At 71.2% G+C, this 25,693-nt stretch carries 24 protein-coding genes, 2 tRNA genes and 1 pseudogene; 13 read left to right on the forward strand and 14 right to left on the reverse strand.

The window, feature by feature from the left end; genetic code table 11:
• Positions 1–16 precede the first annotated feature (16 nt).
• From paaA to JE024_RS17185, 5 genes are read left to right on the forward strand one after another with little or no spacing between them, the layout of a single operon-like run.
• Positions 17–985, forward strand: coding sequence for a 1,2-phenylacetyl-CoA epoxidase subunit PaaA (gene paaA / locus JE024_RS17165; protein WP_205374434.1), 969 nt, complete (start codon positions 17–19; stop codon positions 983–985).
• On the forward strand, positions 982–1,272 hold the full coding sequence (gene paaB, locus JE024_RS17170; protein ID WP_205374435.1) for a 1,2-phenylacetyl-CoA epoxidase subunit PaaB: 291 nt from the start codon (positions 982–984) through the stop codon (positions 1,270–1,272). The genes paaA and paaB overlap by 4 nt, the downstream gene beginning before the upstream one ends.
• Positions 1,269–2,051 carry a 1,2-phenylacetyl-CoA epoxidase subunit PaaC gene (gene paaC / locus JE024_RS17175; protein WP_205374436.1) on the forward strand — a complete coding sequence of 261 codons (783 nt, stop codon included), beginning with the start codon at positions 1,269–1,271 and terminating at the stop codon, positions 2,049–2,051. The genes paaB and paaC overlap by 4 nt, the downstream gene beginning before the upstream one ends.
• Positions 2,045–2,548, forward strand: coding sequence for a 1,2-phenylacetyl-CoA epoxidase subunit PaaD (gene paaD / locus JE024_RS17180; RefSeq protein ID WP_205374437.1), 504 nt, complete (start codon positions 2,045–2,047; stop codon positions 2,546–2,548). The genes paaC and paaD overlap by 7 nt, the downstream gene beginning before the upstream one ends.
• Positions 2,549–3,604, forward strand: a complete 1,056-nt coding sequence (locus JE024_RS17185; protein ID WP_205374438.1) for a 2Fe-2S iron-sulfur cluster-binding protein — start codon at positions 2,549–2,551, stop codon at positions 3,602–3,604.
• Between the two features lie 108 nt (positions 3,605–3,712).
• On the opposite strand, the gene JE024_RS17190 is transcribed toward JE024_RS17185, so the two are convergent.
• The 4 genes from JE024_RS17190 to JE024_RS17205 form a co-directional block, all read right to left on the reverse strand.
• A complete protein-coding gene (locus tag JE024_RS17190) occupies positions 3,713–4,057 on the reverse strand; it encodes a rhodanese-like domain-containing protein (RefSeq protein ID WP_205374439.1) in 345 nt (114 codons plus the stop codon).
• A gap of 108 nt (positions 4,058–4,165) precedes the next feature.
• Positions 4,166–5,047: a hypothetical protein gene (locus JE024_RS17195; protein ID WP_205374440.1), complete on the reverse strand. Its 882-nt coding sequence runs from the start codon at positions 5,045–5,047 to the stop codon at positions 4,166–4,168.
• Positions 5,048–5,080: 33 nt separating this feature from the next.
• On the reverse strand, positions 5,081–6,565 hold the full coding sequence (locus JE024_RS17200; protein ID WP_205374441.1) for a DUF2252 domain-containing protein: 1,485 nt from the start codon (positions 6,563–6,565) through the stop codon (positions 5,081–5,083).
• A gap of 251 nt (positions 6,566–6,816) precedes the next feature.
• A tRNA-Leu gene (locus tag JE024_RS17205) sits at positions 6,817–6,900 on the reverse strand.
• Positions 6,901–7,272: 372 nt separating this feature from the next.
• Between JE024_RS17205 and JE024_RS17210 the strand changes: the two genes are divergently transcribed.
• The 6 genes from JE024_RS17210 to pknB all read left to right on the forward strand — a co-directional run bounded on the left by JE024_RS17210 (position 7,273) and on the right by pknB (position 15,372).
• Positions 7,273–8,118, forward strand: a complete 846-nt coding sequence (locus tag JE024_RS17210; protein WP_205374442.1) for an FHA domain-containing protein — start codon at positions 7,273–7,275, stop codon at positions 8,116–8,118.
• Between the two features lie 10 nt (positions 8,119–8,128).
• Positions 8,129–8,644: an FHA domain-containing protein FhaB/FipA gene (locus tag JE024_RS17215; RefSeq protein ID WP_205374443.1), complete on the forward strand. Its 516-nt coding sequence runs from the start codon at positions 8,129–8,131 to the stop codon at positions 8,642–8,644.
• Between the two features lie 141 nt (positions 8,645–8,785).
• Entirely contained in the window at positions 8,786–10,282 is a 1,497-nt protein-coding gene (locus JE024_RS17220) for a Stp1/IreP family PP2C-type Ser/Thr phosphatase (RefSeq protein ID WP_205374444.1), read from the forward strand.
• 25 nt (positions 10,283–10,307) lie between these two features.
• Positions 10,308–11,735 carry an FtsW/RodA/SpoVE family cell cycle protein gene (locus JE024_RS17225; protein WP_205374445.1) on the forward strand — a complete coding sequence of 476 codons (1,428 nt, stop codon included), beginning with the start codon at positions 10,308–10,310 and terminating at the stop codon, positions 11,733–11,735.
• Positions 11,732–13,189, forward strand: a complete 1,458-nt coding sequence (locus JE024_RS17230) for a peptidoglycan D,D-transpeptidase FtsI family protein (protein WP_205374446.1) — start codon at positions 11,732–11,734, stop codon at positions 13,187–13,189. The genes JE024_RS17225 and JE024_RS17230 overlap by 4 nt, the downstream gene beginning before the upstream one ends.
• Before the next feature lie 179 nt (positions 13,190–13,368).
• Complete coding sequence (gene pknB, locus JE024_RS17235; RefSeq protein ID WP_205374447.1) at positions 13,369–15,372, forward strand: Stk1 family PASTA domain-containing Ser/Thr kinase; 2,004 nt, start codon at positions 13,369–13,371, stop codon at positions 15,370–15,372.
• A gap of 187 nt (positions 15,373–15,559) precedes the next feature.
• Here the strand turns inward: pknB and JE024_RS17240 are convergent, their stop codons facing one another.
• From JE024_RS17240 to JE024_RS17260, 5 genes are all read right to left on the reverse strand, one after another.
• Positions 15,560–16,237, reverse strand: a complete 678-nt coding sequence (locus JE024_RS17240) for a class E sortase (protein ID WP_205374448.1) — start codon at positions 16,235–16,237, stop codon at positions 15,560–15,562.
• Between the two features lie 24 nt (positions 16,238–16,261).
• The gene (locus tag JE024_RS42545; RefSeq protein ID WP_244882923.1) at positions 16,262–17,884 is read right to left on the reverse strand and encodes a class E sortase; all 1,623 of its coding nucleotides are present in this window, start codon (positions 17,882–17,884) and stop codon (positions 16,262–16,264) included.
• Positions 17,881–18,519, reverse strand: a complete 639-nt coding sequence (locus JE024_RS17250) for an aminodeoxychorismate/anthranilate synthase component II (RefSeq protein ID WP_205374449.1) — start codon at positions 18,517–18,519, stop codon at positions 17,881–17,883. Before JE024_RS17250 ends, JE024_RS42545 begins: the two co-directional genes overlap by 4 nt.
• Positions 18,516–18,689, reverse strand: a complete 174-nt coding sequence (locus JE024_RS17255; protein ID WP_205374450.1) for a hypothetical protein — start codon at positions 18,687–18,689, stop codon at positions 18,516–18,518. The genes JE024_RS17250 and JE024_RS17255 overlap by 4 nt, the downstream gene beginning before the upstream one ends.
• Before the next feature lie 156 nt (positions 18,690–18,845).
• Positions 18,846–19,613 carry a DUF881 domain-containing protein gene (locus tag JE024_RS17260; protein ID WP_205374451.1) on the reverse strand — a complete coding sequence of 256 codons (768 nt, stop codon included), beginning with the start codon at positions 19,611–19,613 and terminating at the stop codon, positions 18,846–18,848.
• A 141-nt stretch (positions 19,614–19,754) separates the two neighbouring features.
• Here JE024_RS17260 and crgA point away from each other — a divergent pair, with 141 nt between their 5' ends.
• Positions 19,755–20,012 (forward strand): cell division protein CrgA, encoded by a 258-nt coding sequence (crgA, locus tag JE024_RS17265; protein WP_205374452.1) that lies wholly within the window; start codon positions 19,755–19,757, stop codon positions 20,010–20,012.
• 331 nt (positions 20,013–20,343) lie between these two features.
• Here crgA and JE024_RS17270 read toward each other — a convergent pair whose 3' ends face one another.
• Both JE024_RS17270 and JE024_RS17275 read right to left on the reverse strand, forming a co-directional pair.
• Entirely contained in the window at positions 20,344–21,246 is a 903-nt protein-coding gene (locus JE024_RS17270; RefSeq protein ID WP_205374453.1) for a rhomboid family intramembrane serine protease, read from the reverse strand.
• Positions 21,247–21,339: 93 nt separating this feature from the next.
• Positions 21,340–21,873 (reverse strand): peptidylprolyl isomerase, encoded by a 534-nt coding sequence (locus tag JE024_RS17275; protein WP_205374454.1) that lies wholly within the window; start codon positions 21,871–21,873, stop codon positions 21,340–21,342.
• A gap of 276 nt (positions 21,874–22,149) precedes the next feature.
• On the opposite strand from JE024_RS17275, the gene JE024_RS17280 reads away from it, so the two are divergent.
• Positions 22,150–22,821: a DUF5324 family protein gene (locus JE024_RS17280; RefSeq protein WP_205376583.1), complete on the forward strand. Its 672-nt coding sequence runs from the start codon at positions 22,150–22,152 to the stop codon at positions 22,819–22,821.
• 472 nt (positions 22,822–23,293) lie between these two features.
• On the opposite strand, the pseudogene JE024_RS42305 reads toward JE024_RS17280, so the two are convergent.
• From JE024_RS42305 to JE024_RS17295, 3 genes and pseudogenes are all read right to left on the reverse strand, one after another.
• Positions 23,294–23,596, reverse strand: a pseudogene (locus JE024_RS42305) (DUF6344 domain-containing protein); the annotation flags it as partial.
• A 262-nt stretch (positions 23,597–23,858) separates the two neighbouring features.
• The gene (locus JE024_RS17290) at positions 23,859–25,232 is read right to left on the reverse strand and encodes a phosphatase PAP2 family protein (protein WP_372449868.1); all 1,374 of its coding nucleotides are present in this window, start codon (positions 25,230–25,232) and stop codon (positions 23,859–23,861) included.
• Between the two features lie 343 nt (positions 25,233–25,575).
• A tRNA-Ala gene (locus JE024_RS17295) sits at positions 25,576–25,648 on the reverse strand.
• Between the last annotated feature and the right edge of the window lie 45 nt (positions 25,649–25,693).

Here is a 25,693-nt window from a genome sequence, read left to right on the forward strand (position 1 = left end):
CGGTAGGGGAGTCCCGATGACGGCAGTGACCACGGACGGGTACCAGGCGGCGTTCGACGCCGCCGTGGCCGCCGACGAGCGCATCGAGCCGCGTGACTGGATGCCGGACGCCTACCGGGCCTCGCTCGTCCGCCAGATGGCCCAGCACGCGCACTCGGAGATCATCGGGATGCAGCCCGAGGCCAACTGGATCACCCGGGCGCCCTCCCTGCGCCGCAAGGCGATCCTGATGGCCAAGGTCCAGGACGAGGCGGGCCACGGCCTGTACCTGTACAGCGCCGCGGAGACCCTGGGCGCCAGCCGCGACGATCTGCTGGACAAGCTCCACACGGGCCGCCAGAAGTACTCGTCGATCTTCAACTACCCGACGCTGACCTGGGCCGACGTCGGCGCCATCGGCTGGCTCGTGGACGGCGCCGCCATCACCAACCAGGTCCCGCTCTGCCGCTGCTCCTACGGCCCCTACGCCCGTGCGATGGTCCGGGTCTGCAAGGAGGAGTCCTTCCACCAGCGCCAGGGGTACGAGCTGCTCCTCGCCCTCTCGAAGGGCACCCCCGCGCAGCACGCCATGGCGCAGGACGCGGTGGACCGCTGGTGGTGGCCCTCGCTGATGATGTTCGGCCCCCCGGACGACGCGTCCGCGCACTCCGCCCAGTCGATGGCCTGGAAGATCAAGCGCCACTCCAACGACGAGCTCCGCCAGCGCTTCGTCGACATCTGCGTCCCCCAGGCCGAGTCCCTGGGCCTCACGCTCCCCGACCCGGACCTCCGGTGGAACGACGAGCGGGGCCACCACGACTTCGGGGCGATCGACTGGACGGAGTTCCAGGAGGTCCTCAAGGGCAACGGCCCCTGCAACGAGCAGCGCATCACCCAGCGCCGCCGGGCCCACGAAGAGGGCGCCTGGGTCCGTGACGCCGCCGCCGCGTACGCGGAGAAGCACCGCACCGCACAGCACACCGAGCCCGGGGAGGCGACGGCATGAGCAAGTCGACCGAATGGCCGTTGTGGGAGGTCTTCGTGCGCTCGCGCCGGGGCCTGTCCCACACCCACGCGGGCAGTCTGCACGCGCCCGACGCCGAGATGGCCCTGAGGAACGCCCGGGACCTGTACACCCGCCGCAACGAGGGCGTCTCCCTGTGGGTGGTGCCGTCCACCGCGATCACCGCCTCCTCCCCCGACGAGCGGGACCCGTTCTTCGAGCCCTCGGCGGACAAGCCGTACCGGCACCCCACCTTCTACGAGATCCCGGAAGGGGTGCAGCACCTGTGACCTCCGCGACCACGCACCCCACGGCGAGCCCGGACCCCGCCTCCGCGCCGGGCACGGCCTCCGCCACGGCCCGCGCCGCCCTCGCCCTGGGCGACGACGCCCTGGTGCTCTCCCACCGGCTGGGGGAGTGGGCCGGCCACGCCCCCGTCCTCGAGGAGGAGGTGGCCCTCGCCAACATCGCCCTCGATCTGCTGGGGCAGGCACGGATCCTGCTCTCCCTCGCGGGCGACGAGGACGAGCTCGCCTATCTGCGCGAGGAGCGGGAGTTCCGCAACCTCCAGCTCGTCGAGCAGCCGAACGGCGACTTCGCCCACACCATCGCCCGCCAGCTCTACTTCTCCGCCTACCAGGGCCTCCTCTACAAGGAGCTCGCCGCAGGCGACGGGCCCTTCGCGGGCCTGGCGGCCAAGGCCGTCAAGGAGGTCGCCTACCACCGCGACCACGCGGAGCACTGGGTGGCGCGGCTCGGCGACGGCACCGCCGAGAGCCATGAGCGGATGCAGCGCGCCTGCGACGCGCTCTGGCGCTTCACCGGGGAGCTCTTCGGCCCGGTCGAGGGCCTGGGCCTCGGCTCCGAGGTCCTCGGCTCCCTGGAGGCCGCCTGGCTGGAGTACGTCGGCGGCGTGCTGAAGCAGGCGACGCTCACCGTGCCCGAGAGGCCCCGCAGGGGTGCCTGGGCCGCGGGCGCGGGCCGGCAGGGGCTGCACACCGAGTCGTTCGGCCGGATGCTGGCGGAGATGCAGCATCTCCACCGGAGCCACCCGGGGGCGTCATGGTGACGGACACGCGGGACACAGAGGTGGAGGCCCGGCTGCGCCGGATCGCCGGCTCCGTGCCCGACCCGGAGCTGCCGGTGCTGACGCTGGAGGAGCTGGGTGTCGTCCGGGAGGTCCGCCTGACCGGCCCCGGCCGGGTCAGGGTCGACCTCACCCCGACGTACACGGGCTGCCCCGCCGTCGAGGCGATGACCGCCGACATCGAGCGTGTGCTCCACGAGCACGGGGTGGCGGAGGTGTCCGTGGTCAAGGTGCTCTCCCCGGCCTGGTCGACGGACGACATCACGGCCGAGGGCCGCCGCAAGCTCAGCGAGTTCGGCATAGCCCCGCCGCGCGCCCATGCGGCGGACGGGCCGGTCCCGCTCTCCCTCTCGGTGCGCTGCCCGCACTGCGGCTCGACGGAGACCGAGCTGCTCAGCCGGTTCTCCTCGACGGCGTGCAAGGCGCTGCGCCGCTGTGTCTCCTGCCGGGAACCTTTCGACCACTTCAAGGAGCTGTAGATGTTCCATCCGCTCCGGGTCGGCGCCGTCGAGCAGCTCACCGACGACGCGGTCGCCGTCACCTTCGACGTACCGCCCGAACTGCGCGAGACGTTCCGCCACATCCCGGGTCAGCACCTGGCACTGCGCCGGATCGTGGGCGGCGAGGAGATCCGGCGCACGTACTCGATCTGTACGCCGGCCGCGCCCGCCGGCTCCTCTCCGGTCCTGCGGGTGGGCATCCGGCTCGTCGACGGCGGCGAGTTCTCGACGTATGCGCTCAAGGAGCTCGCGGTCGGGGACGTCGTCGAGGTCATGGCGCCCATGGGCCGCTTCCTGATGCCGCCCCGCCCCGGGTACTTCGCCGCGGTGGTCGGCGGCAGCGGCATCACGCCGGTGCTGTCCATGGCCGCGACCCTGCTCGCCACCGAGCCCGAGGCGAGGTTCTGTCTGATCCGCAGCGACCGCACCGCGGCCTCGACGATGTTCCTCGACGAGGTCGCCGACCTCAAGGACCGCTGGCCCGACCGGTTCCAGCTGGTCACCGTCCTCTCGCGGGAGGAGCAGCAGGCCGGGCTGCCGTCCGGCAGGCTCGACCGGGAGCGGCTCACGGCATTGCTCCCCGCGCTGCTCGCGGTGGGCGAGGTCGACGGCTGGTTCCTCTGCGGGCCCTTCGGCCTCGTCCAGGGCGCCGAGAAGGCCCTGCGCGGTCTCGGGGTCGACCGCGGCCGGATCCACCAGGAGATCTTCCACGTCGACGACGGGTCGGCTCCTTCGGCGGCCCGCGCCGCCGCTCCCGCCCATGCGTCGCTCACCGCCACTCTCGACGGCCGTTCCGGCTCCTGGCCCGTCCAGGAGGGGGAGACGCTGCTGGAGACGGTGCTGCGCAGCCGTGCGGACGCGCCGTACGCCTGCAAGGGCGGCGTCTGCGGCACCTGTCGCGCCTTCCTGGTCTCCGGCGAGGTCCGCATGGACCGCAACTACGCGCTGGAGCCGGAGGAGACGGAGGCGGGATACGTGCTGGCGTGCCAGTCGCACCCGGCCACCGCGGAGGTCGAGCTGGACTTCGACCGCTGACGACGGTCCCCCGCCCGGGAGTGGGGCCGGCTGCTGCTGCCGGCCCCGTCCCGGGACCAGCGGGCTCGGGGGACTCGGAGGCGCCGAGCCTCGGAGGGAGCAGAGAGCTCAGAGGACGAAGGCGGGGTCCCCGGTCTCGGTCACCATCGGGCGGCCCGCGCCCTCCCAGGCGAGCATGCCGCCGCTGATGTTCACGGCGTCGATGCCCTGCTGCACCAGGTACTGGGTGACCTGCGCGGAGCGTCCCCCGACGCGGCACATGACATACGCGCGCCTGCCGTCCGCGACGGCCTCCGTGACCTCGCCGAAGCGCGCGACGAAGTCGCTCATCGGGACGTGCAGCGCGCCGTCGACGTGGCCGGCCGTCCACTCGTCGGCCTCCCGGACGTCCACGACCAGACCGTCGGCCGGTACCGCGGCGGCGTCCACGGCGGGCAGCGGGGCGAAGTTCATGGGGTGATGCCTTCTCTCGTACGTACCTGAGCGGGTGTGCCTGAGCGGTGAGCCTGGGCGGGTGTGCCTGGAGCGAGTGTGCCTGGAGCCGGTGTACCCGAGCGGGACCTACTCCACCAGACCGGCGAGTTCCTTCTCCCGCTCGGCGACCTGCGCCAGCAGCTGCTCGGCGATCTCGTCGAGCAGGGCGTCCGGGTCGTCGGGCGCCATCCGGAGCATGGCCCCGATGGCGCTGTCCTCCAGTTCCCGGGCGACGGCGGTCAGCAGCTCCTTGCGCTGCGACAGCCATTCGAGGCGGGCGTAGAGCTCGTCGCTCTCGCTCAGTTCGGGCTGCGGCGGCACCGGTCCCGCCTCCCACTCCTCGGCCAGCTCCCGCAGCTTCGCCGCGTCACCGAGCCCGTAGGCGGCGTTCACCCGGGCGATGAACTCGTCCCTGCGCGCCCGCTCGCCCTCGTCCTGCGCCAGGTCCGGGTGCGCCTTGCGGGCCAGCTCCCGGTAGAGCCGCCTGGCCTCGTCGCTCGGCCGCACCCGCTTCGGCCCGCGGACGGGCTGATCGGTGAGCATGGCCGCGGCCTCGGGCGAGAGGCCGTCGCTGTCCATCCAGTCGTGGAAGAGCTCGTCGACGCCCGGCATGGGCATCACCAGGGCCCGCGCCTCCTGCGCCTTGCGCAGATCCTCCGGATCCCCGCTCCGCTCGGCGTGTGCCTCGGCGATACGGGCGTCCAGCTCGTCCAGCCGCGCGTACATCGGCCCGAGCTTCTGGTGGTGGAGGCGGGAGAAGTTCTCCACCTCCACCCGGAACGTCTCCAGCGCGATCTCGAACTCGATCAGCGCCTGCTCGGCGACGTGCACCGCGCGCGCCAGACGGGCCTCAGGACGCTGCGACGGGTCCCCGGGTGAGTCCCGCGGTCCGTCGTGCTCTGCGTCCTGCCGCGCGTCGCGCTCTTCGTCGTTCCGGGTGCTGGGCCCCCCGGCGGCTTCCTGGGTCACTCGTCCAGCCTACGGGCGCGCCCCGGCCCCCTGTCACACTCCCAGTTCAGCGGCGATGCGGCCGTTCTTCACGGCGGCCAGCAGATCCGCGTGGTCCGCCTCCGTGCGGTCGGCGTAGGTGACCGCGAAGGAGGCGACGGCCTCGTCGAGTTCCTCGTTCTTGCCGCAGTACCCGGCGAGCAGCCTCGGGTCGGCGCTGTGCGCGTGCGCCCGGGCCAGCAGGGCGCCAGTCATCCGCCCGTAGTCGTCGAGCTGGTCCGGGGTGAGGGCGGCCGCGTCCACGCTGCCCTTGCGGTTCCTGAACTGGCGGACCTGGAAGGGCCGGCCCTCCACCGTCGTCCAGCCGAGCAGGATGTCGCTGACCACCTGCATCCGCTTCTGCCCCATGACCACCCGGCGGCCCTCGTGGCCCGCGGCCTGCACGGTGAAGCCCGCGGCGCGCAGATGGGGCTCCAGCGCGGAGGGACGGGCCTCCTTCACCTGGAGGATCAGCGCGTCCCCCCGGTGGTCGAGCAGCAGGACGACGTACGACCGGGTGCCCACGCTGCCGGTGCCCACCACGCGGAAGGCCACGTCGTGGATGGCGTACCGGGCCAGCAGCGGGAGCCGGTCCTCCGAGACGGTGGCCAGATAGGGGCCGAGCGCCGCGGCGACCGCCGCCGCCTCCGCGTCCGGCACCCGCCGGAGCACGGGCGGCGCGTCCACGAAGCGGCACTCGGCGGTGCCGTCCTCCGCCGTCACGCTCTCCGTCGACCTCGCCGCGAACCGGGCGCTGGTGTTGTTGCGGGCCTTGGCGGAGACCCGCTCCAGGGTGCCGAGCAGATCGCGGGCGTCGGTGTGGGAGACCAGTTCCTCGTCGGCGATGGCGTTCCACGCGTCCAGGGCGGGGAGCTTCGCCAGCAGCCGCATGGTCCGCCGATAGGCGCCCACCGTGTCGAAGGCGGCCGCGCGGCAGGTGTCCTCGTCCGCGCCCGCGACCCGTCCGGCGAGCACCAGCGAGACCGCGAGACGCTTGAGGTCCCACTCCCAGGGGCCGACGACCGTCTCGTCGAAGTCGTTCAGATCGATGACCAGGCCGCCGCGGGCGTCCCCGTAGAGGCCGAAGTTCGCCGCGTGGGCATCACCGCAGAGCTGCGCGGCGATCCCGGTGACGGGCGTGCCCACCAGGTCGTGCGCCATGAGCCCGGCGGAGCCCCGCAGGAAGGCGAACGGCGAGGCGGTCATCCGACCCACCCGTATCGGGGTGAGTTCGGGCACCCGCCCGCGACTGGACTCCTCCACCGCCCGCACCGCGTCGGGGCGGTCCTCGGTGAGCACGAGGGAGTCGTGGCCGGACCGGGGGATCCGGTCCCTGAGGGCCTTGCCGATCTCCTTGGGGGAGCGGAGCGGCCCGTCGGCGTCCTGGCGTCCGGCGCTCGCACGGGAGGCGAAGCCGGGCACCTCGGGAATGCGCCCGGTGCCCGTGACGGTCTCCGTGACCGGTCGCTGCGCCGGCATCCGTATCTCGGCGTCGTTCATGCCGCTGCCTCCCCCGGGCGTCCGTACGCCCTGAACATCACGTGCCCAGACCGTACCGCCGGGCCGTGACCGACGTCTCCCCTTGAGGACAAGCTCCCGATGCCGTCGGCGGGCGCACGGAAGCCGGGGCGATGTTCCACGTGAAACATCGCACGCCCGGCACCGCGGGAGCCACCGGCCCAAACCGTCGGGGCACAACGAGAAACGGGCCCCCACCGGGACTTTCGTCCGGTGGAGACCCGTCTCCTCTGTGCGCGAGGGGGGAGTTGAACCCCCACGCCCTTTCGGGCACTGGAACCTGAATCCAGCGCGTCTGCCTATTCCGCCACCCGCGCATTGGGTGTTGTCTCCGGGTGCCTCACCTGTTCGGTGCTGCCCCCTTGCGACATGCAGAAGATTAGCACGCTGCCGAGGGTGGATTCACATCCGTTGTTTCGGACCCCCTCGGAACGAACAGGGAAGAGAACGGGCGGGCGGAACGGGACGACGGGGAGCGGATGGGACGGGCGGGCACGGAACGGCGAGCGGTCTCCCCCACTCCTCCTGTATGCCTCCCGGGTGCGGGACACTGTCCTGAGGCCGCCTCTACGATCCGTGTGAGGGGTGACACTCATCAACGGGGCAGACAAGGGGAACCAGCCGATTTCCCGACGCGTGGATACGATCAGTAAGCAGTACCAGGGCGACAACGACGGAGGAGGTGCCCCATGGGAGTCCTGAAGCGTTTCGAACAGCGTCTCGAAGGCCTGGTCAACGGCACCTTCGCCAAGGTGTTCAAGTCCGAGGTCCAGCCCGTCGAGATCGCGGGCGCCCTCCAGCGCGAGTGCGACAACAACGCGACGATCTGGAACCGGGACCGCACGGTCGTCCCCAACGACTTCATCGTGGAGCTCAGCGCGCCCGACTTCGAGCGCCTGAGCCCGTACTCGGGCCAGCTGGGCGACGAGCTGTCGGGCCTGGTCCGCGACTACGCCAAGCAGCAGCGCTACACCTTCATGGGCCCGATCAAGGTCCATCTGGAGAAGGCCGACGACCTCGACACCGGTCTGTACCGGGTGCGCAGCCGCACCCTGGCGTCGAGTACGTCACAGTCGTCCGGCGGCCCCGCGCCCGCCCAGGGCGCCCCGCGCGGCGGCTACGGCTACCCTCCGGCGGGCGCGCCCGCCGGAGCCCCGCCGATGCCGGCGGCCCCGCCGCCCGGCGGCCGCCCCGGCCCCGCGGCCGGCCAGCGCGCACAGGGCCCCGGCGGCCCGGGCGGGCAGCCCGGCGGGGCAGTACGACGCTGGATCGAGATCAACGGCACACGCCATCAGATCTCCCGCCCGACGCTGGTGCTGGGTCGCAGCACCGACGCCGATGTGCGGATCGACGACCCCGGCGTATCGCGCCGGCACTGTGAGATCCGGACCGGAACGCCCTCGACGATCCAGGATCTCGGGTCTACCAACGGCATCGTGGTAGACGGGCAGCACACCACCCGCGCTACGCTCCGCGACGGCTCGCGGATCGTCGTGGGCAGCACCACCATCGTTTACCGGCAAGCCGAAGGGTGAAGCGGGGGCAATGTCAGAGCTGACCCTTACGGTCATGCGGTTGGGTTTCCTGGCCGTTCTGTGGCTGTTCGTGATCGTGGCCGTCCAGGTCATCCGCAGCGACCTGTTCGGTACGCGCGTCACGCAGCGCGGTTCGCGCCGCACCGCTGACGCACGTCCGCAGCAGGCCCGCCAGCCCGCCGCACCGCCGCAGCAGCGGCAGCAGCAGGGCGGCGGCCGCCAGCGCCGGGGGGCGCCGACCAAGCTGGTCGTCTCCGAGGGCACGCTGACGGGCACCACCGTCGCCCTCCAGGGGCAGACGATCACCCTGGGCCGGGCGCACGATTCGACCATCGTGCTGGACGACGACTACGCGTCCAGCAGGCATGCCAGGATCTACCCCGATCGAGACGGCCAGTGGATCGTCGAGGATCTCGGGTCCACCAACGGCACGTATCTCGACCGGACCCGGCTCACCACGCCGACCCCGATTCCGCTGGGCGCGCCGATCCGCATCGGCAAGACCGTCATCGAGCTGCGGAAGTAGTACGACAATGAGCGAGCGGAGCGAGCGAGCCGCCGTGGTCGCCACCGGCGACCGGCACGGGCTCCCGACCGGAGGGTGGGCAGAGTGGCTCGAGACCGGCTGGCGCGACAGTCGAGCGGCGAGCCGACGGGTGAGGTGCGCATGAGTCTTTCTCTGCGTTTCGCCGCCGGATCGCACAAGGGCATGATCCGTGAGGGCAACGAGGACTCCGGCTACGCCGGCCCCCGGCTGCTGGCCATCGCCGACGGCATGGGCGGTCAGGCGGCGGGTGAGGTCGCCTCGTCCGAGGTGATCTCGACGCTCGTCACCCTCGACGACGACGTGCCCGGCTCCGACATCCTCACCTCGCTCGGCAGCGCCGTGCAGCGGGCCAACGACCAGCTCCGGATGATGGTCGAGGAGGACCCGCAGCTCGAGGGCATGGGCACCACGCTCACCGCCCTGCTGTGGACCGGCCAGCGCCTCGGGCTCGTGCACGTCGGCGACTCCCGCGCGTACCTGCTGCGGGACGGGGTGCTCACCCAGATCACCCAGGACCACACCTGGGTGCAGCGGCTGGTCGACGAGGGCCGCATCACCGAGGAAGAGGCGACGACCCATCCGCAGCGCTCGCTGCTGATGCGCGCGCTGGGCAGCGGCGACCACGTCGAGCCCGATCTCTCGATCCGCGAGGTCAGGGCCGGCGACCGCTATCTGATCTGCTCCGACGGTCTCTCCGGCGTGGTGTCCCACCAGACGATGGAGGACACGCTCGCCAGCTACCAGGGCCCGCAGGAGACCGTCCAGGACCTGATCCAGCTCGCCCTGCGCGGCGGCGGTCCCGACAACATCACCTGCATCGTCGCCGACGTCCTCGACACCGACGGCGGCGACACCCTGGCCGGGCAGCTCAGCGACACCCCGGTCGTCGTCGGCGCGGTCGCCGAGAACCAGCTCCAGCTCAACGACGGCGGTGCGATGCAGACCCCGGCGGGCCGTGCGGCCGGCCTCGGGCGCTCCTCCGCCCCGACCGCTCCCGGCGGCAGCTTCGGCCCCCCGGGATCGGGTGACGGCTACGGCGGCATGCCGCCCGAGGGCTCCTTCGACGCGTACACCGACGACGACTTCGCCAAGCGCGGCGGCCGCAAGTGGCTGAAGCGTTCGTTCTTCATCGTCCTCGCCCTGGCGGTGGTCGGCGGCGGCCTCTACGGCGGCTACCGCTGGACGCAGACCCAGTACTACGTGGGCGCCAACGACGAGCACGTCGCCCTCTACCAGGGCATCAGCCAGGACCTGGCGTGGGTCTCGCTCTCGAAGGTCCAGAAGGACCACCCCGAGATCGAACTCAAGTACCTACCGCCCTACCAGCGCAAGCAGGTCGAGGCGACGATCACCGAGGACAACCTCACCCGCGCCCGCGCGAAGATCGAGGAGCTCGGCCTGCAGGCGGCCGCCTGCAAGAAGAAGGACGAACAGCGCGAGGCGGCGGACAGCTCCAGTGCCGCCCCGCCCGCCGAGGGGGAGGGCGAGGCCGGCGACACCGCCGGGACGCCGACGACCCAGGGCAACACGACCAAGCCGAACGCAGCCTCTCCCTCTCCGGGTCCCACCCTCTCGGAGGAGGAGCAGAAGCTGGCCTCCAACTGCGGCAAGCAGTAGCGGGCCGTAGGGGGCCTTCTCCACCATGAGCGTTGTCACCAACACGACCACGATCGGCGCGATCGACGCGCCGAGCCGGCGGAACACCGAGCTGATCCTGCTCGGCTTCGCCGTCGCGATCCCGGTGTTCGCGTACATCAACGTGGGCCTCGCCCTCGACGGCGAGCTGCCCGCGGGCGTCCTCGGCTACGGGCTGGGCCTCGGCCTGCTCGCCGGTGTCGCCCATATCGTGGTGCGCAGATTCGCCAAATACGCCGATCCCCTGCTGCTGCCGCTGGCCACCCTGCTCAACGGGCTGGGCCTGGTGCTGATCTGGCGCCTGGACCAGTCGCCCCGGCTGCTGGCGCGGAGCGACTTCGCGCCGCAGGCCACCAACCAGCTCATGTACTCCGCACTCGGCATCGCGCTCTTCGTCGGCGTGCTCCTGGTGCTCAAGGACCACCGCGTCCTCCAGCGCTTCACGTACATCTCGATGGCCGCGGCGATGGTGCTCCTGCTGCTGCCGCTGGTGCCGGGCCTCGGCGCGGACATCTTCGGCGCCAAGATCTGGATCCGCGTCGGCGGCTTCTCGATCCAGCCCGGTGAGTTCGCCAAGATCGTGATCGCGGTCTTCTTCTCCGGCTACCTCATGGTCAAGCGGGACGCCCTCGCGCTGGCGAGCCGCCGCTTCATGGGCCTCTACCTGCCCCGCGGCCGCGACCTGGGCCCGATCCTGACGATCTGGGCGATGAGCCTGCTCATCCTGATCTTCGAGAACGACCTGGGCACCTCGCTCCTGTTCTTCGGCATGTTCGTGATCATGCTCTACGTCGCCACCGAGCGGACGAGCTGGATCGTGATCGGCATGCTGATGTCGGCGGGCGGCGCCGTGGTCGTGGCCTCCTTCGCCAGCCATGTGCAGTCCCGTGTGGCCGCCTGGATCGACCCCTTCGGCTGCCTGGAGACGGCGCCCGAGGGCTCCAACATGATCTACGCCTGCGACCAGATGACCCAGGTGCTGATGTCCTTCGGCTCCGGCGGCGTCATCGGCACCGGCCTCGGCCAGGGCAACTCCGACCTGATCAGCTTCGCCGCCAACTCCGACTTCATCTTCGCCACCGTCGGCGAGGAGCTCGGGCTGACCGGCGTGATGGCGTTCCTGCTGCTCTACGGGCTGATCATCGAACGCGGAGTCCGCACCGCGCTCGCCGCCCGCGACCCCTTCGGCAAGCTCTTCGCGATCGGCCTCTCCGGCGCCTTCGCGCTCCAGGTGTTCGTCGTCGCCGGCGGCGTGATGGGCCTCATCCCGCTGACCGGTATGACGATGCCGTTCCTGGCGGCCGGTGGTTCGTCCGTCATCGCCAACTGGGCACTGATCGGCATCCTGATCAGGATCAGCGACACGGCGCGCCGTCCCGCGCCCGCGCCCGCCCCGTCCCCCGACGCCGAGATGACCCAGGTGGTCCGACCGTGAACAAGCCCCTGCGCCGGATCGCGATCTTCTGCGGAATCCTGGTCCTCGCCCTGATGATCCGGGACAACTGGCTCCAGTACGTCCGGGCCGACGAGCTCAACGACCACAAGCTCAACAAGCGGGTGGAGATCGAGCGCTACGCCCACGAGCGCGGCAACATCATCGTCGACGGCCAGGCCGTGACCGGCTCGGTCGAGACCGAGGACACCTACTACAAGTACAAGCGCACCTACACCGACGGCTCCATGTGGGCCCCGGTGACCGGGTACGCCTCCCAGGTGTTCGGCGCCAACCAGCTTGAGAAGCTCGAGGACGGGATCCTCAGCGGCAACTCGGACCAGCTCTTCTTCGACCGCACGATGGCGATGTTCACCGGCGACAAGAAGAAGGGCGGCAACGTCGTCACCACCCTCAACGGCAAGGCCCAGAAGGCCGCCTTCGAGGGACTCGGCAAGAAGAAGGGCGCCGTCGCGGCGATCGACCCGAAGACGGGCAAGATCCTCGCGCTGGCCTCGACGCCGTCGTACGACCCCTCCTCCTTCGCCGGCCGGCTGAAGGACGACGAGAAGGCCTGGGTGTCCCTGAACAAGGACACCGACAAGCCGATGCTCAACCGCGCGCTGCGCGAGACCTACCCGCCCGGCTCCACCTTCAAGGTGGTCACGGCGGCGGCCGCGCTGGAGAACGGCGCGGTCGACGACATCGACGCGGCGACGGACACCCCCGAGCCCTACATCCTCCCCGGCACCCAGACCCCCATGGTCAACCACGCCTCGGGCTGCAAGAACGCCAGCCTGAACCGTGCCATGGAGGTGTCCTGCAACTCCGTCTTCGCCAAGCTCGGTGACGACGTGACCCGGGACAAGATGGTCGAGACGGCGGAGAAGTTCGGCTTCAACAACGGGGAGATCGACACCCCCGTCCGCGCGGCCACCTCCGTCTACGACAAGGAGATGAGCCGCGACGGCAACGCCCAGTCCTCCATCGGCCAGTTCAACACCGCGGCCACCCCGCTGCAGATGGCCATGGTGACGGCGGCGATCGCCAACGACGGCCGGCTGATGAAGCCGTACATGATCGACTCCCTGGTGTCGCCCGACCTCGACGTGATCCAGCAGAACGAGCCGGAGGAGATGAGCCGGCCGCTCTCCGCGGAGAACGCCCAGCTCCTCCAGCAGATGATGGAGAACGTGGTCGAGCGCGGCACCGGCGGCAACGCGGCGATCAACGGCGTGAAGGTCGGCGGCAAGACCGGTACCGCCCAGCACGGCGAGAACAACAGCAAGAACCCGTACGCCTGGTTCATCTCGTACGCCAAGGGCGCGGACGGTTCGCCGGTCGCCGTCGCCGTGGTGGTCGAGGACAGCGAAGCCCGTCGTGACGACATCTCCGGAGGCGGCCTCGCGGCCCCCATCGCGAAGGCCGTCATGAAGGCAGTGCTCGACGACAAGTGACCAGGATCACCTCCGGCCCGCATACCTGCACATTGCGGTTCCGGTTGCGATACCGGTCGGGTATCAGCTGACGCTCCCGGGCGGATCGGGCACTGCCTGCCCGGTAGCGTATGCGCGAACAGCACACCGGCGGACCACACACGGGTGCGGTCGGGACTGACGGAGAGGGCTGGAAGGTTATGGAAGAGCCGCGTCGCCTCGGCGGCCGGTACGAACTGGGCTCGGTGCTCGGCCGCGGTGGAATGGCCGAGGTCTACCTCGCCCACGACACCCGGCTCGGCCGCACCGTCGCCGTGAAGACGCTGCGGGCCGACCTCGCCCGAGACCCGTCCTTCCAGGCCCGGTTCCGCCGTGAGGCCCAGTCGGCCGCCTCGCTCAACCACCCCGCGATCGTCGCTGTCTACGACACCGGCGAGGACATGGTGTACGACAGCGCCGCCGGCGGAGGTGCCGGCGTCTCGATCCCGTACATCGTCATGGAGTACGTGGACGGCTCCACGCTGCGCGAGCTGCTGCACTCCGGGCGCAAGCTGCTGCCCGAGCGCACGCTGGAGATGACCATCGGCATCCTCCAGGCGCTGGAGTACTCGCACCGCAACGGCATCGTCCACCGCGACATCAAGCCGGCGAACGTCATGCTGACGCGCACCGGCCAGGTCAAGGTCATGGACTTCGGCATCGCCCGCGCCATGGGCGACTCCGGCATGACGATGACGCAGACCGCGGCCGTGATCGGCACCGCCCAGTACCTCTCCCCCGAGCAGGCCAAGGGCGAGCAGGTCGACGCCCGCTCCGACCTGTACTCGACCGGGTGCCTGCTGTACGAACTGCTCACCGTCCGCCCGCCGTTCGTGGGCGACTCCCCGGTGGCCGTGGCGTACCAGCACGTCCGCGAGGAGCCGCAGCCGCCCAGCAACTTCGACCCCGAGATCACGCCCGAGATGGACGCGATCGTGTTGAAGGCCCTGGTCAAGGACCCCGACTACCGCTACCAGTCCGCCGACGAGATGCGTGCCGACATCGAGGCCTGCCTCGACGGCCAGCCCGTGGCGGCGACGGCGGCGATGGGCGCGGTCGGCTACGGCGGCTACGCCCCCGACGACCAGCCGACGACGGCGCTGCGCGCGACCGACCCGGCCGGCCAGACCTCGATGCTCCCGCCGGTCAACCCGGACGACGGCGGCTACGGCGGGTACGACGACCGTCCGGACCGCCGCCGCCAGAAGAAGTCGAACACCTCGACGATCCTGCTGGTGGTCGCGGGCGTCCTGGTCCTGATCGGGGCAATCCTGATCGGCCGGACGATCTTCAACGAGAGCGAGGGATCGGCCCAGGTGCCGGTGCCGCAGCTGGTGGGCAAGACGCTCCAGGAGGCGGAGGACGCCGCCCGGAACGCCCAGGTGACGATCGCCCAGGGCTCTCCGGAGCGGTGCGACCAGCCCAAGGGCAGCATCTGCAGCCAGACCCCGCAGCCGCCGGCCAACATGAACGAGGGCGACACCATCACGGTCGTCGTCTCCGAGGGCGCTCCGAAGATCAAGGTGCCCGACGTCGTGGACCGCGAGCGGGAGCGGGCCACCGAGATCCTCGAGAAGGACAAGTTCAAGGTCGAGATCGAGGAGACCGAGTCCTCGGACGCCGAGCCCGGGACGGTGCTGAAGCAGGACCCCGAGGCCGACAGCATGGCCGAGACGGGCGCCACGGTGACCCTGACGGTCGCCAAGGAGGCGAAGCAGGACCTGCCGAACGTGGTGGGCCAGCAGTTCGCCAACGCCAAGTCCCAGCTGGAGATCGCCGAGTTCGAGGTCGTCCGGCAGGACGTCGACTCCGACCAGCCCAAGGACACGGTCGTCGCGCAGGACCCGCAGCCCGGCAAGGTCACCAAGGGCACCAAGGTCACCCTGCAGGTCTCCAAGGGACCGGCGCAGACGCAGTCTCCGGTGCCCGTCGAGATCCTGGGCAAGCGGCTGGGCGAGGCGAAGCAGATCCTGGCGCAGGCCGGATTCACCAACGTCTCGGTGGCGCCCGGCAACCCGGGTGACGACAACGCGATCGTCCGCAACTCCAACCCGACGCCCGGCACGCCGGTCGACCCGGCCACCACGCCGGTCGTCCTGGAGACGTTCGGCGGCGGCGGAAACGGCAACGGCGGTGGCGGCTTCATCGGCGGCAACGACGGCTGACGCCGTACGACGGCCATGGAAGGGCCCCGGCACCTCATCAGGTGCCGGGGCCTTCCCCGTGGTCCAGACGGCCGCCGGCGGGGGCCTGCCGGCCCTCGGAGGGGCTTGCGAGGGCGGCGCGGCGGGAGATCGAGTCCGGTACCGCGCCGGGGCCAGGGCCGTGCCCCGCGCGCGCCGGAGGCCCGGCTCAGCCCAGCTCGGCCGGCGGGGTGCGCTTCGCGTCCACCTTCTCCGTGCGGGTCAGCTCGCCCCAGACGATGTAGCGGAAGTCCGAGGTGTAGACGGGCGTGCACGTCGTCAGCGTGATGTAGCGGCCCGGCGTCTTCTTCCCGGACTCCTCCGGGACCGGCTGCAGCACGTCCACGTTGTACTTCGAGGTCTTGGGGAGCGTCTTGTAGACCTTGTAGACGTACCAGGTGTCCTTCGTCTCGAAGACGATCGGGTCACCGTTCCTGATCCTGTGGATGTTGTGGAACTTGGCGCCGTGGCCGTCCCGGTGCGCGGCGAGCGTGAAGTTGCCCTCGGGGTCCCAGGGGAGGGCGGACTCGATCGGGTCGGTGTAGTAGCCGGCGATGCCCTTGTTGAGCGCCTTGGTGTCGGTGCCCTTCTTGACGAGCACCTCGCCCTCGTCCATGGCCGGCACGTGGAGGAAACCTATGCCGTCCTTGGTGTCCAGCGCCCCGGGGCCGCTGCTCTGCCAGCCGTCGCGCATCCGGTCGCCCTGCGCGGAGGCCTCACGGTCGGCGAGGACGTTCGTCCACCACAGCGAGTAGACGACGAAGAGCCCCAGGACGACGCCCGTGGTGATCAGCAGCTCTCCGAAGACGCTGATGGCGCCGGCGATCCGGCCTCGTGCACGTGCCACGGCACCTGTTCCTGTCTCGAAGTGTCAGCCGACGAGTGCGTCCGGTTTGCCCTGGCTGCGCGGCCGTTCCTCGACCATCTTGCCCCACACGATCATCCGGTAGGTACTCGTGAATTCCGGGGTGCAGGTCGTGAGCGTGATGTAGCGGCCGGGCTTCGTGAAGCCGGAACCGCGCGGCACGGGGTCGATCACCGCGACGTTGGACGGCACCGTCTGAGGCAGGATGCTCGCCATCTCGTAGGTGTAGTAGGTGTCCTGCGTCTCGACGACGATCGGATCACCCGGTTCCAGGCGGTTGATGTAGCGGAACGGTTCGCCATGGGTGTTGCGGTGCCCGGCGACGGCGAAGTTGCCCTGCTCGTCCTCGGGCATGGCGGTCTTGAGCTTGCCCTCCGCGTAGTGCCCGACCATGCCGCGGTCGAGCACCTTGTGCTTGTCGATGCCCTCGGCGATGGGGACGACGACGTCCAGCTTGGGGATGTACATGAGGGCGAAGCCCTGGCCCGGTTCGAAGGCGTCGGGCTTGCGGCCCTTGGCCCAGTCGTCCTGGATCCGGCTGGCGGCCCGGTCGGCCTGCTGCCCGGCGAGCACGTTCGTCCACCAGAGCTGGTAGGTGACGAAGAGGAGCATCAACACGCCGAAGGTGATGAAGAGTTCACCGATGGCGCGGCTCGCGATGACCGCGGGGCTGTCCTTGGCCGCCTTGGCCGCACGTCTGGCCTCCATGCGGGACATCGGCTTCGCCGGCTCGGCCGCCGTCTCGCCGGACTGTTCGGCGGGGGCGGGGGCGGGGGCGGCTGCGCCGCGCCGGTGGCCGCGGCCCTTGGCCGCCCGGCGGCGCTCGGCCCGCCCGGGCCCCGGGGGCACTTCGGCGGCCCGGCGCGTCTCGGAGGTGCGCAGGGCGACGGTCTCGTCGTCGGGCACGGGGCCGGGATCCGGCGCGGGCGTGGGCCGGGACGACGGGTCGGGAGCGGGGTCGGGCACGCGCAACGCCCCGCGCTCGGGGCCCGCTTCGGGACCGGCGGCGTGCCGTCCGGCGTCATGGAAGGAGCCGGCAGTCCCGGGTCCGGGCTCGGTGAACGGACGAACGTCCTGCGCCCCGGGCTCGGTGAACGGGGCAGCAGCCCCCGCTCCGGGCTCGGTGAAGGAACCGGCAGTCCCCGTCCCGGGCTCCGCGAACGGACGAGCAGCCTGCGCCCCGGGATCCGTGAACGGGGCAGCAGCCCCCGCCCCGGGCTCCGCGAAGGGGCCGGCGTGGCCCGCGCCGGAGACGGTCGCGGGTGAGTGCTGCTCGGGTGCCGGGGCGGCGTGGCGGGCCCGGGGGACCTGGGGGTCGCGCGGGTGGCCGGAGGCGGGAGCGGGCGGCGCCTCGGGCCCGCCGGCGCCGTCGGGCCCGTACCAGTCCTGGCGGTAGCCCTCGCGGTCGTACCAGTCGTACGGCTCCTGCTCCGGCGGCGCCCCGTACGCCTGGGGCGGCGTCTGCCGCCCGTACGGCTCCGGCGCGGGCTCGTCGTCCGCAGGGTCGCCGGACGGCGTCCTGAACCAGGGCGAGCCGTGGCCGCTCTGGGGCAGCGGATCCGTCAGCGGGTCGTAGCCCTCGCCGCCGTATCCGCCCGTCTCCTCGTGCCCGGGGCGCCCGGCGCTCACGCCAGTGCCTTGCCCACCACCGGCGCGAGCCCCTCGGAACGCTGGACCGCGCCGATGTCGCCGCACTGCTCCAGCCAGTTGGCGAGCATCAGGTGACCGTGCTCCGTCAGGACCGACTCGGGGTGGAACTGCACTCCCTCGACCGGCAGTTCACGGTGCCGGACGCCCATGATGATGCCGTCGGCCGTCCGGGCGGTGACCTCCAGCTCGTCCGGCAGCTCGGCCGGCTCGGCGGCCAGCGAGTGGTAGCGGGTCGCCGTGAACGGCGAGGGCAGCCCGGCGAAGACGCCCTTGCCCTCGTGGGTCACGAGCGAGGTCTTGCCGTGCAGCAGCTCGGGGGCGCGGTCGACGACGCCTCCGTAGGCGACCGCCATGGACTGCATGCCCAGGCAGACCCCGAAGACGGGGATCCCGTTGTCGGCGCAGTGGCGCACCATCTCGATGCAGACCCCGGCCTCCTCGGGCGCCCCGGGACCGGGGGAGAGCAGCACCCCGTCGAAGCCGTCCCGCGCGTGCTCGGGGCGGACGGCGTCATTGCGCACCACCTCGCACTCGGCACCGAGCTGGTACAGGTACTGGACGAGGTTGAACACGAAGCTGTCGTAGTTGTCGACGACCAGGATGCGCGCGCTCACCGGCCGGCCCCCTCTCCGTCGACCGTCACGTCGCCGAACGGGAGCAGCGGCTCCGCCCACGGGAAGACGTACTGGAACAACACGTAGACGACCGCGAGGGCCAGCACGAGCGAGATGATCCCCCGCACCCATGCGTTCCCCGGCAGATGCCGCCAGATCCAGCCGTACATGCCGTCCCTTTCCGTTCGGTACGGGACCAGACTAAAGGTCGGCGGGGGCCCGTGGGTCGGCTGTGGAAAGCCTGCCGTTTGCCGTCCGTCACAGCCGCGGGGCCCGGCCGGCCCCCGGCGGGAGGGCCGCTCGCGCCGCCGCGGGGGCGGGGACGGTCAGCCGACGGGCTCCGCGTAGTGGAGGTCCACCGTGCCCGTGTAGCCGGGCAGGGTCACGGAGTCGTCCTCGTCGACCTTCCAGCCGAGGCCGTAAGCCTTCACGTAGAGCTGGTAGTTCTGGATCGCGGGTGACTCGGCGAGGGCCTTCTTGAGGCTGCCCCGGTCCCCGACCGCGGTGATCCGGTAGGGCGGGGAGTAGACCCGGCCCTGGAGGATCAGGGTGTTGCCCACGCAGCGCACGGCGCTGGTCGAGATCAGCCGCTGGTCCATGACCCTGATCCCCTCCGCGCCGCCCTGCCAGAGGGCGTTGACGACGGCCTGGAGGTCCTGCTGGTGGATGACCAGGTCGTTGGCCTGCGGCTCGGGGTAGCCGGGGGCGGCCTGCGCGTTCGGCGGGGCGTCGTTGAGGGTGACGCTCACCGCGTCGCCCGTCAACTCCTCGGTCCCGGCGGCCTTCTCCAGGGCGGCCAGTTCCGCGTCCTGCGCCTCGGTGGAGCCGTCGTCGCGCCGGGCGAGGGTGTCGACGTCGTGCCGGAGCGCGGCGGTCGACTCCTCCAGGTCCCCGTTGTCCGTGCTGCGCTGCCTGATCAGGTCGCTGAGCTTGAGCATGGACGCATCGGTGCGGAGGTCCGTACCCTTTGCGGTGTTGAAACTTGTCACGAAGATGACGCCCGCGAGTGCGAAAACCGCAGCCGTGAGCAGGCGGACCGGTCGCCAGGTGAAGCGGCTGACCGGCCCTCGGGGGGAGTCGGCTGAATTGCTCAACGTACCCTTATCTCCTTAGGCACCGCGGAAGCACTACGCTAACGGACGCCCGGGGGAGGCAGCGGTCCCCCTCGGCGCCCGCCCCGGCGCCAGCCACAGTTACCTGCGCGGTCACGCAGCGCATCGACAGGAGAGTCCCTCGTGCCGAAGTCACGTATCCGCAAGAAGGCCGACTTCACGCCCCCGCCGGCTTCGAAGCAGGCGACGAACATCAAGCTGACCAGCCGTAGCTGGGTGGCTCCGGTGATGCTCGCGCTCTTCCTCATCGGTCTCGTCTGGATCGTCCTCTTCTACGTGACCGAGGGCGAACTGCCGATCCAGAGCTTCGGCAACTGGAACATCGTCGCCGGCTTCGGCTTCATCGCGGCGGGCTTCGGCGTCTCGACGCAGTGGAAGTAGCGTCCGCGGAGCCCGCTCGTCAAGCTTTCCCCTGAGGTTGTCCACACGGTTTTCCACAGCCGGGGGAAAAGGTCTGACGATCTGTGGATAACTCTCGGGACGTTGACGCCGATGTGACTTCTTCGGCCATGCCGGTGAAGTACCGTGCCCCTTGCCCTGACCAGGAATGCCCAGGTCAGTGACGAGGGGCACGCCTGTTCCCCACGACATGCACAAGATCCGCCACACGCTGTGGACAACTATGGGGAAAGCTCGCCTCGGGGCGGGCACGCCCGCCCCGAAGAACGGCTGAAGCCATGCCGAGGCCCTGCTGAGGGGCCCCGCCGAAGCCCTAGGTGAGCGCCGCCGTACGCAGGGCGATGACGACGACCGCGGCCAGCAGGACCAGCCCGCAGGCGCCGAACTGCACCGGCACCCGCCAGCGGCCCTTCGGGGCGTGGACCATCCCGTAGGCGACCAGGGCGCCCGCGACCAGTCCGCCGACGTGCGCCTCCCAGGCGATGCCGGGCGCGACGAAGGTGATCACCAGGTTGATCGCCAGCAGGGCGACGATGGGCCGCAGGTCGTACCGCATCCGGCGCATCAGGACGATCATCGCGCCGAAGAGACCGTAGATCGCGCCGGAGGCGCCGAGCGAGCCCTGGTTGGGCGCGGCGATCAGATAGGTCAGGGCACTGCCCGCCAGCCCGGACACCAGGTAGAGCGCCAGGAAGCGCACCCGGCCGAGCGCTTCCTCCAGCGGACCGCCGAGCCACCACAGCAGCAGCATGTTGAAGAAGATGTGCCAGATCTCCTGGTGCAGGAACACCGAGGTCAGCAGCCGGTACCACTGGCCCTCCAGGGCCACCCCGACGGGCTCGCCCAGCTCCGGGTCGAAGGCGCCGGCGATCAGCGTGAGCCGGTTGACGAAGTCGTCGCCCAGGGCCAGGCCGACGACGAAGACGGCCGCGTTGATGCCGATCAGGATCTTCGTGATCAGCCGCGAGTCGGAGGTCAGCGCACCGCCGGCGAGCGTGCGGGGCATGCTCGCGCTCGGCGCGTGACCCGTGCCGGAGCCGGTCCGCACGCAGTCGGGGCACTGGAAGCCGACCGAGGCGCTGACCATGCAGTCGGTACAGATCGGCCGCTCGCAGCGGGTGCACCGGATGCCGGTCTCCCGGTCCGGATGGCGGTAGCAGCCGGGCAGGCCATGGGTGTCCTGCGGCTCCTGCGGACTGCCTGGCGCCTGGTCCATGAGGTCCCCTCGTCCTGTGGGCTCGCGACATCGCCCCGTCCATCCTTACGGACGGACGGGGCGCAAAGGTTCCCGTACGGCGAACCGGGCGGCTCAGCCCTGGCGGGTCTCGACCACGACCGACTCGATGACGACGTCCTCGACCGGGCGGTCGGTGCGCGGGTTGGTCGCGGTGCCGGCGATCTCGTCGACCACCTTGCGGGAGGCGTCACCGGTGACCTCGCCGAAGATGGTGTGCTTGCGGGTCAGCCAGGCGGTCGGCGACACGGTGACGAAGAACTGCGAGCCGTTGGTCCCCGGGCCGGCGTTGGCCATGGCCAGCAGGTACGGCTTGTCGAACGCGAGCTCCGGGTGGAACTCGTCGGCGAACTCGTACCCCGGGCCGCCGGTGCCGTTGCCCAGCGGGTCGCCGCCCTGGATCATGAAGCCGCTGATCACGCGGTGGAAGACGGTGCCGTCGTAGAGCCGGTCCGTCGTCTTGGCGCCCGTCGCCGGGTGGACCCACTCCCGCTCACCGGTCGCGAGTTCGACGAAGTTCTTCACCGTCTTGGGCGCGTGGTTCGGCAGAAGCCGGATCTCGATGTCGCCGCGGTTGGTCTTCAGGGTGGCGTACAGCTGCTCGGCCACGGTCTGCCTTCCGTAAGTCTTCGTTTCTGACGCGCCTGATCCTCGCACGGAAGGGCAGAGGGCATGCAGAAGCGGCCGGTGGCGGTTCGCGCACCGGCGCGTGAGCGGGCGGACGGAGACGTGCCTCCGTCGTGTGCCGCGATGACCCGGATGCCAGCCCCGCATGCCGAGGTGGCGCTCAACGGGCATGATTTCGCATCGGGTGGAAAGGCGGAACTCATGCCGACTGCGGACAAAACCTCAGTCGCCCACAACGCCACCGAGGAGGAGGATCCCGTGACCCGCATCGACAGCGTGCGCGCCGCGACCGATACGGCGAAGGACAGCGTGCTGCACGCCGCGGAAGTGGTGGCGCCCTACGCCGGTACGGCCAGGGACCAGGCTGTGCTCTACACGCGTGAGGCCCGTGCCCGGCTCACGCCGGCAGTCTCCAGGGCCGCTGCTCAGGCACGTGTGCAGTACGGCGTCCATGTGGCGCCGCATGTGCCTCCCAAGGTCGACGAGACGGCGCAACGAGCGGCGCTCCAGGCCAGGAAGGCGGCACGGCAGGCCGCCGACTACACCGTCCCCCGGGTCGGACACGCGGTGGCCGTCGCCAGGCCGGTGGGCTCGGAGGCCGCGGCCAGGTCGGCCGCCGCACTCGCCGCCCTGCGCGGACAGGTGTCGGCGAAGGAGGTCCAGAAGCTCGTACGCAAGCACGAGCGTCGTTCCCGGGCCGGGCGGGTCTTCAAGGGCGTCGCGCTGGCCGGACTGATCGCCGGCGGTGCCTTCGCCGCATGGAAGTGGTGGGACAAGCAGGCGAACCCGGACTGGCTGGTGGAACCGCCCGCGGCGACCGAGGTCTCCGACCGGACTCCGCTGTCGTCGGTGGACGGCAGCACCAAGGCCGATCTCGATCCCGAGGTGCGGGCGAAGCAGGACGAGGCGGACGGCGACGAGAGCCGCTGACAGGACGCAGGCCCCAGGGCCCGAGGCGCCGGGAGGTACGAACGCTCCCGGCGTCTCATGCTGCCACGGTGTACGCGTCACGGGTGCCGGCCGGGGCGGACGAGCCGGACGCGGCCCGGGCGGACGACGCGGAAGCCGGCGACGCGGAGGCGCTCGACGCGGCGGTGCGCGACGCGGAGGCGCTGGACGCGGAAGCGGGCGACGCGGCGGAACCGGAGGACGGCACGGAAGCGGCCGGAGCGGCCGGGCGGGTGGCCGCGGCGGAACGGGCGGTCGTGGCCGGGACGGACGGTGCGGCGGCGGGAGCGGTCCCCGAGGGAGCCGTCGTCAGGTCCGGGGAGCCGGCGAGGCGTGCGGCACGGCGGGTGCGCTGCGGGACGGCGGCGGCGACGGGAGCCGGGGCCGCGGCGGTCACGGTCGCGGCACGGCCCTCGGTCTCGGCGGCCGCCGCGGCCTCGGCCTCGCGGTCACGCAGTCGACGGGTCGCGGGTGAGGCGCCGTGGGCCTCGGCGCCGATGCGCTGCTTCATGGTCGGCGGCAGCGACCTGCTGCCGCGAGCGGCGGGCAGTCGCTGCGGCACCGCCCTCCTGATCTGTTCCGGCACCCCCGTTCCGGTGGTGCGGACGCCGGCCCGGGCGGGCTCGTCGGGCGTCGCGACGGCCGGCTGCGACGTCGCGGCGGTCGCGGTGGCGGTGGTGAGCCCCACCGAGGCGAGCAGAGCGAAGAACGCGGTGACGAACGCGGTCCACAGATTCCTGACCTTCAAGGCGGCCATGACCCCTCACTTTCGGGTTGAGCGCTTTACATACCTTTCTCATGATGTGTACGCATCTCGAGGAGTGTGGGAGCGACGCCCCTGCCGCGCAGTTCTTCGGATGAACACCACCCGGACGGCCCACGTCCCGGACGCCACGGATGTCCCAGTCCGGGATGCGGAGCCGTCGGACACGCGCTAGGACCGTGGGAGAGCGGTCCGCGGGACGCCGTCCGCGTCAGCCGCCGACCGTGGGAGAACGGCCCGCGGGACGCCGTCCGCGTCAGCCGCCGACCGCGATCCCGGCCCCGGCCACGCCGGTGCCGGCGGCTGGGGCGTCCGGTGCGGGGGCCGCCTCCCACCGGGCGGTGGTGCGGACGTAGCCGTAGATCACCGACACCATCGCCAGGACGAGCAGCGGTCCGGCGATCCAGGGGTACCCGGCCATCTCCACCGCCAGGTAGCGGTACGACAGCAGCAGCGCGGCGAAGACGGCGGTGCCGTAGCCGGCCAGCCGCAGGCCCGAGCGGTCCCAGCCGCGGTCGTAGGCGCGCAGCGCCGTCTCGATGGTGAGCGTGAACACCACACCGGCGATGAGGTCGACGCCGTAGTGGTAGCCGAAGCCGAGGGTCGCGGCGAGGGTGGCGACCAGCCAGAAGGTGCCCGCGTGGCGCAGCACCGGGGGGCTCTTGCGGGTGTGGAGGTAGATCGCGGTGGCCCATGCCGTGTGCAGGCTGGGCATGCAGTTGCGCGGGGTGAACTCGTCGAAGGGCATGGGGCCCGGGGTGCCGGTCGGCGGGACGGTCGCGGGCCACAGATCGCCCAGGGCCCACTGGGCGCTGGGCTCCATGTTCGGCGTCCACAGGGCTATCGGCGCCCAGTGCTCGGCGCCGGTGCCGTAGGCGAAGAGCGGGCCGACCACCGGGAAGAGCATGTAGAAGGCGGGGCCTATCAGGCCTATCAGCAGGAAGGTGCGCACCAGGTGGTGGACCGGGAAGCGGCGCTCGGCGGCCACGTGGCGCAGTTGGTACAGGGCGACGACGACGGCGGCCACCGGGAGCTGGCCGTAGACGAAGTCGAGGATGTTGAAGCCGATCGGGCCGGTGGCGGTGACCAGCCGGCCCATCAGCCAGGACGGGTCGCCCAGCGCGCGGTCGGCGGCCGCGAGGTACGGGTCGAGCACCATGGGACGGGTCTTGGAGGTGATCAGCAGCCAGGTGTCGCCGGTCTTGCGGCCCGCCACCAGCAGCAGCGCCAGCCCGGCGCCCTTCAGCAGCAGGAGCCGTTCCGGGCCGGTGCGGCGGGTGACGCCGACGACGGCGACGCCCAGGATCGCCCAGAGGGCGCCGTTTCCGAAGGGGTGGCCCCCCGTCACCTCGATGCCGGCGATCCAGCGGACGGCCAGGAAGACGAGGTCGACGGATATCGCGGCGCCGAGGGCGATGAACCGCTGCCGCCAGGTGAGCACCACCATCGTCAGTGCCAGGCCGGCGTAGAGTATGCCGCCCGATTTGGGCGGGAACAGCACCTCCCGGCTCTGGGTGGTGATGGGTCCCGGCAGGCCGTAACGGCGTGCGGCGAATTCCAGCGCGACGAGGAATCCGAGGACGGCGACAGCCGCTACGGCCCAGAGTCTCGCCCGTGGTTGCTGTCGTATGTGTATCAACGTCGACCGCTTCACTAGATGTTGACCTGACCACCCGTCCGAGAAGGACGGGAAACACACGCCCCGGGTTGCCCGCCCGTTCCGGCCCCGTTCACCGTGCGCCGCCACCTCGGCGGCGGCACGGGCCCCCGCGGATCCCCGGCGGCCGCCCCCGCTCCGGCGGGCGACCTGTGTTCCCCCTGTGACCCGTCCGAGCGAAACAGAGCGAATCAGAGCGAATCAGAGCAGGTCAAGGGCGCGGCCGGGGGCCGGCCGGCCCCGTCCCCGCCGCGCGTCAGGGCAAGAAAAACCCCTCCGACCACGTTTCCGCAGGTCGGAGGGGTCTTCCACGATGTGGAGCCTAGGGGAGTCGAACCCCTGACATCTGCCATGCAAAGACAGCGCTCTACCAACTGAGCTAAGGCCCCGTGTTCGGGTGTGCACGAAGCGGCGGTCCGGTCTCCCGGGCCACC

This window comes from Streptomyces zhihengii, assembly GCF_016919245.1.
Classification (GTDB): Bacteria; Actinomycetota; Actinomycetes; order Streptomycetales; family Streptomycetaceae; genus Streptomyces; species Streptomyces zhihengii.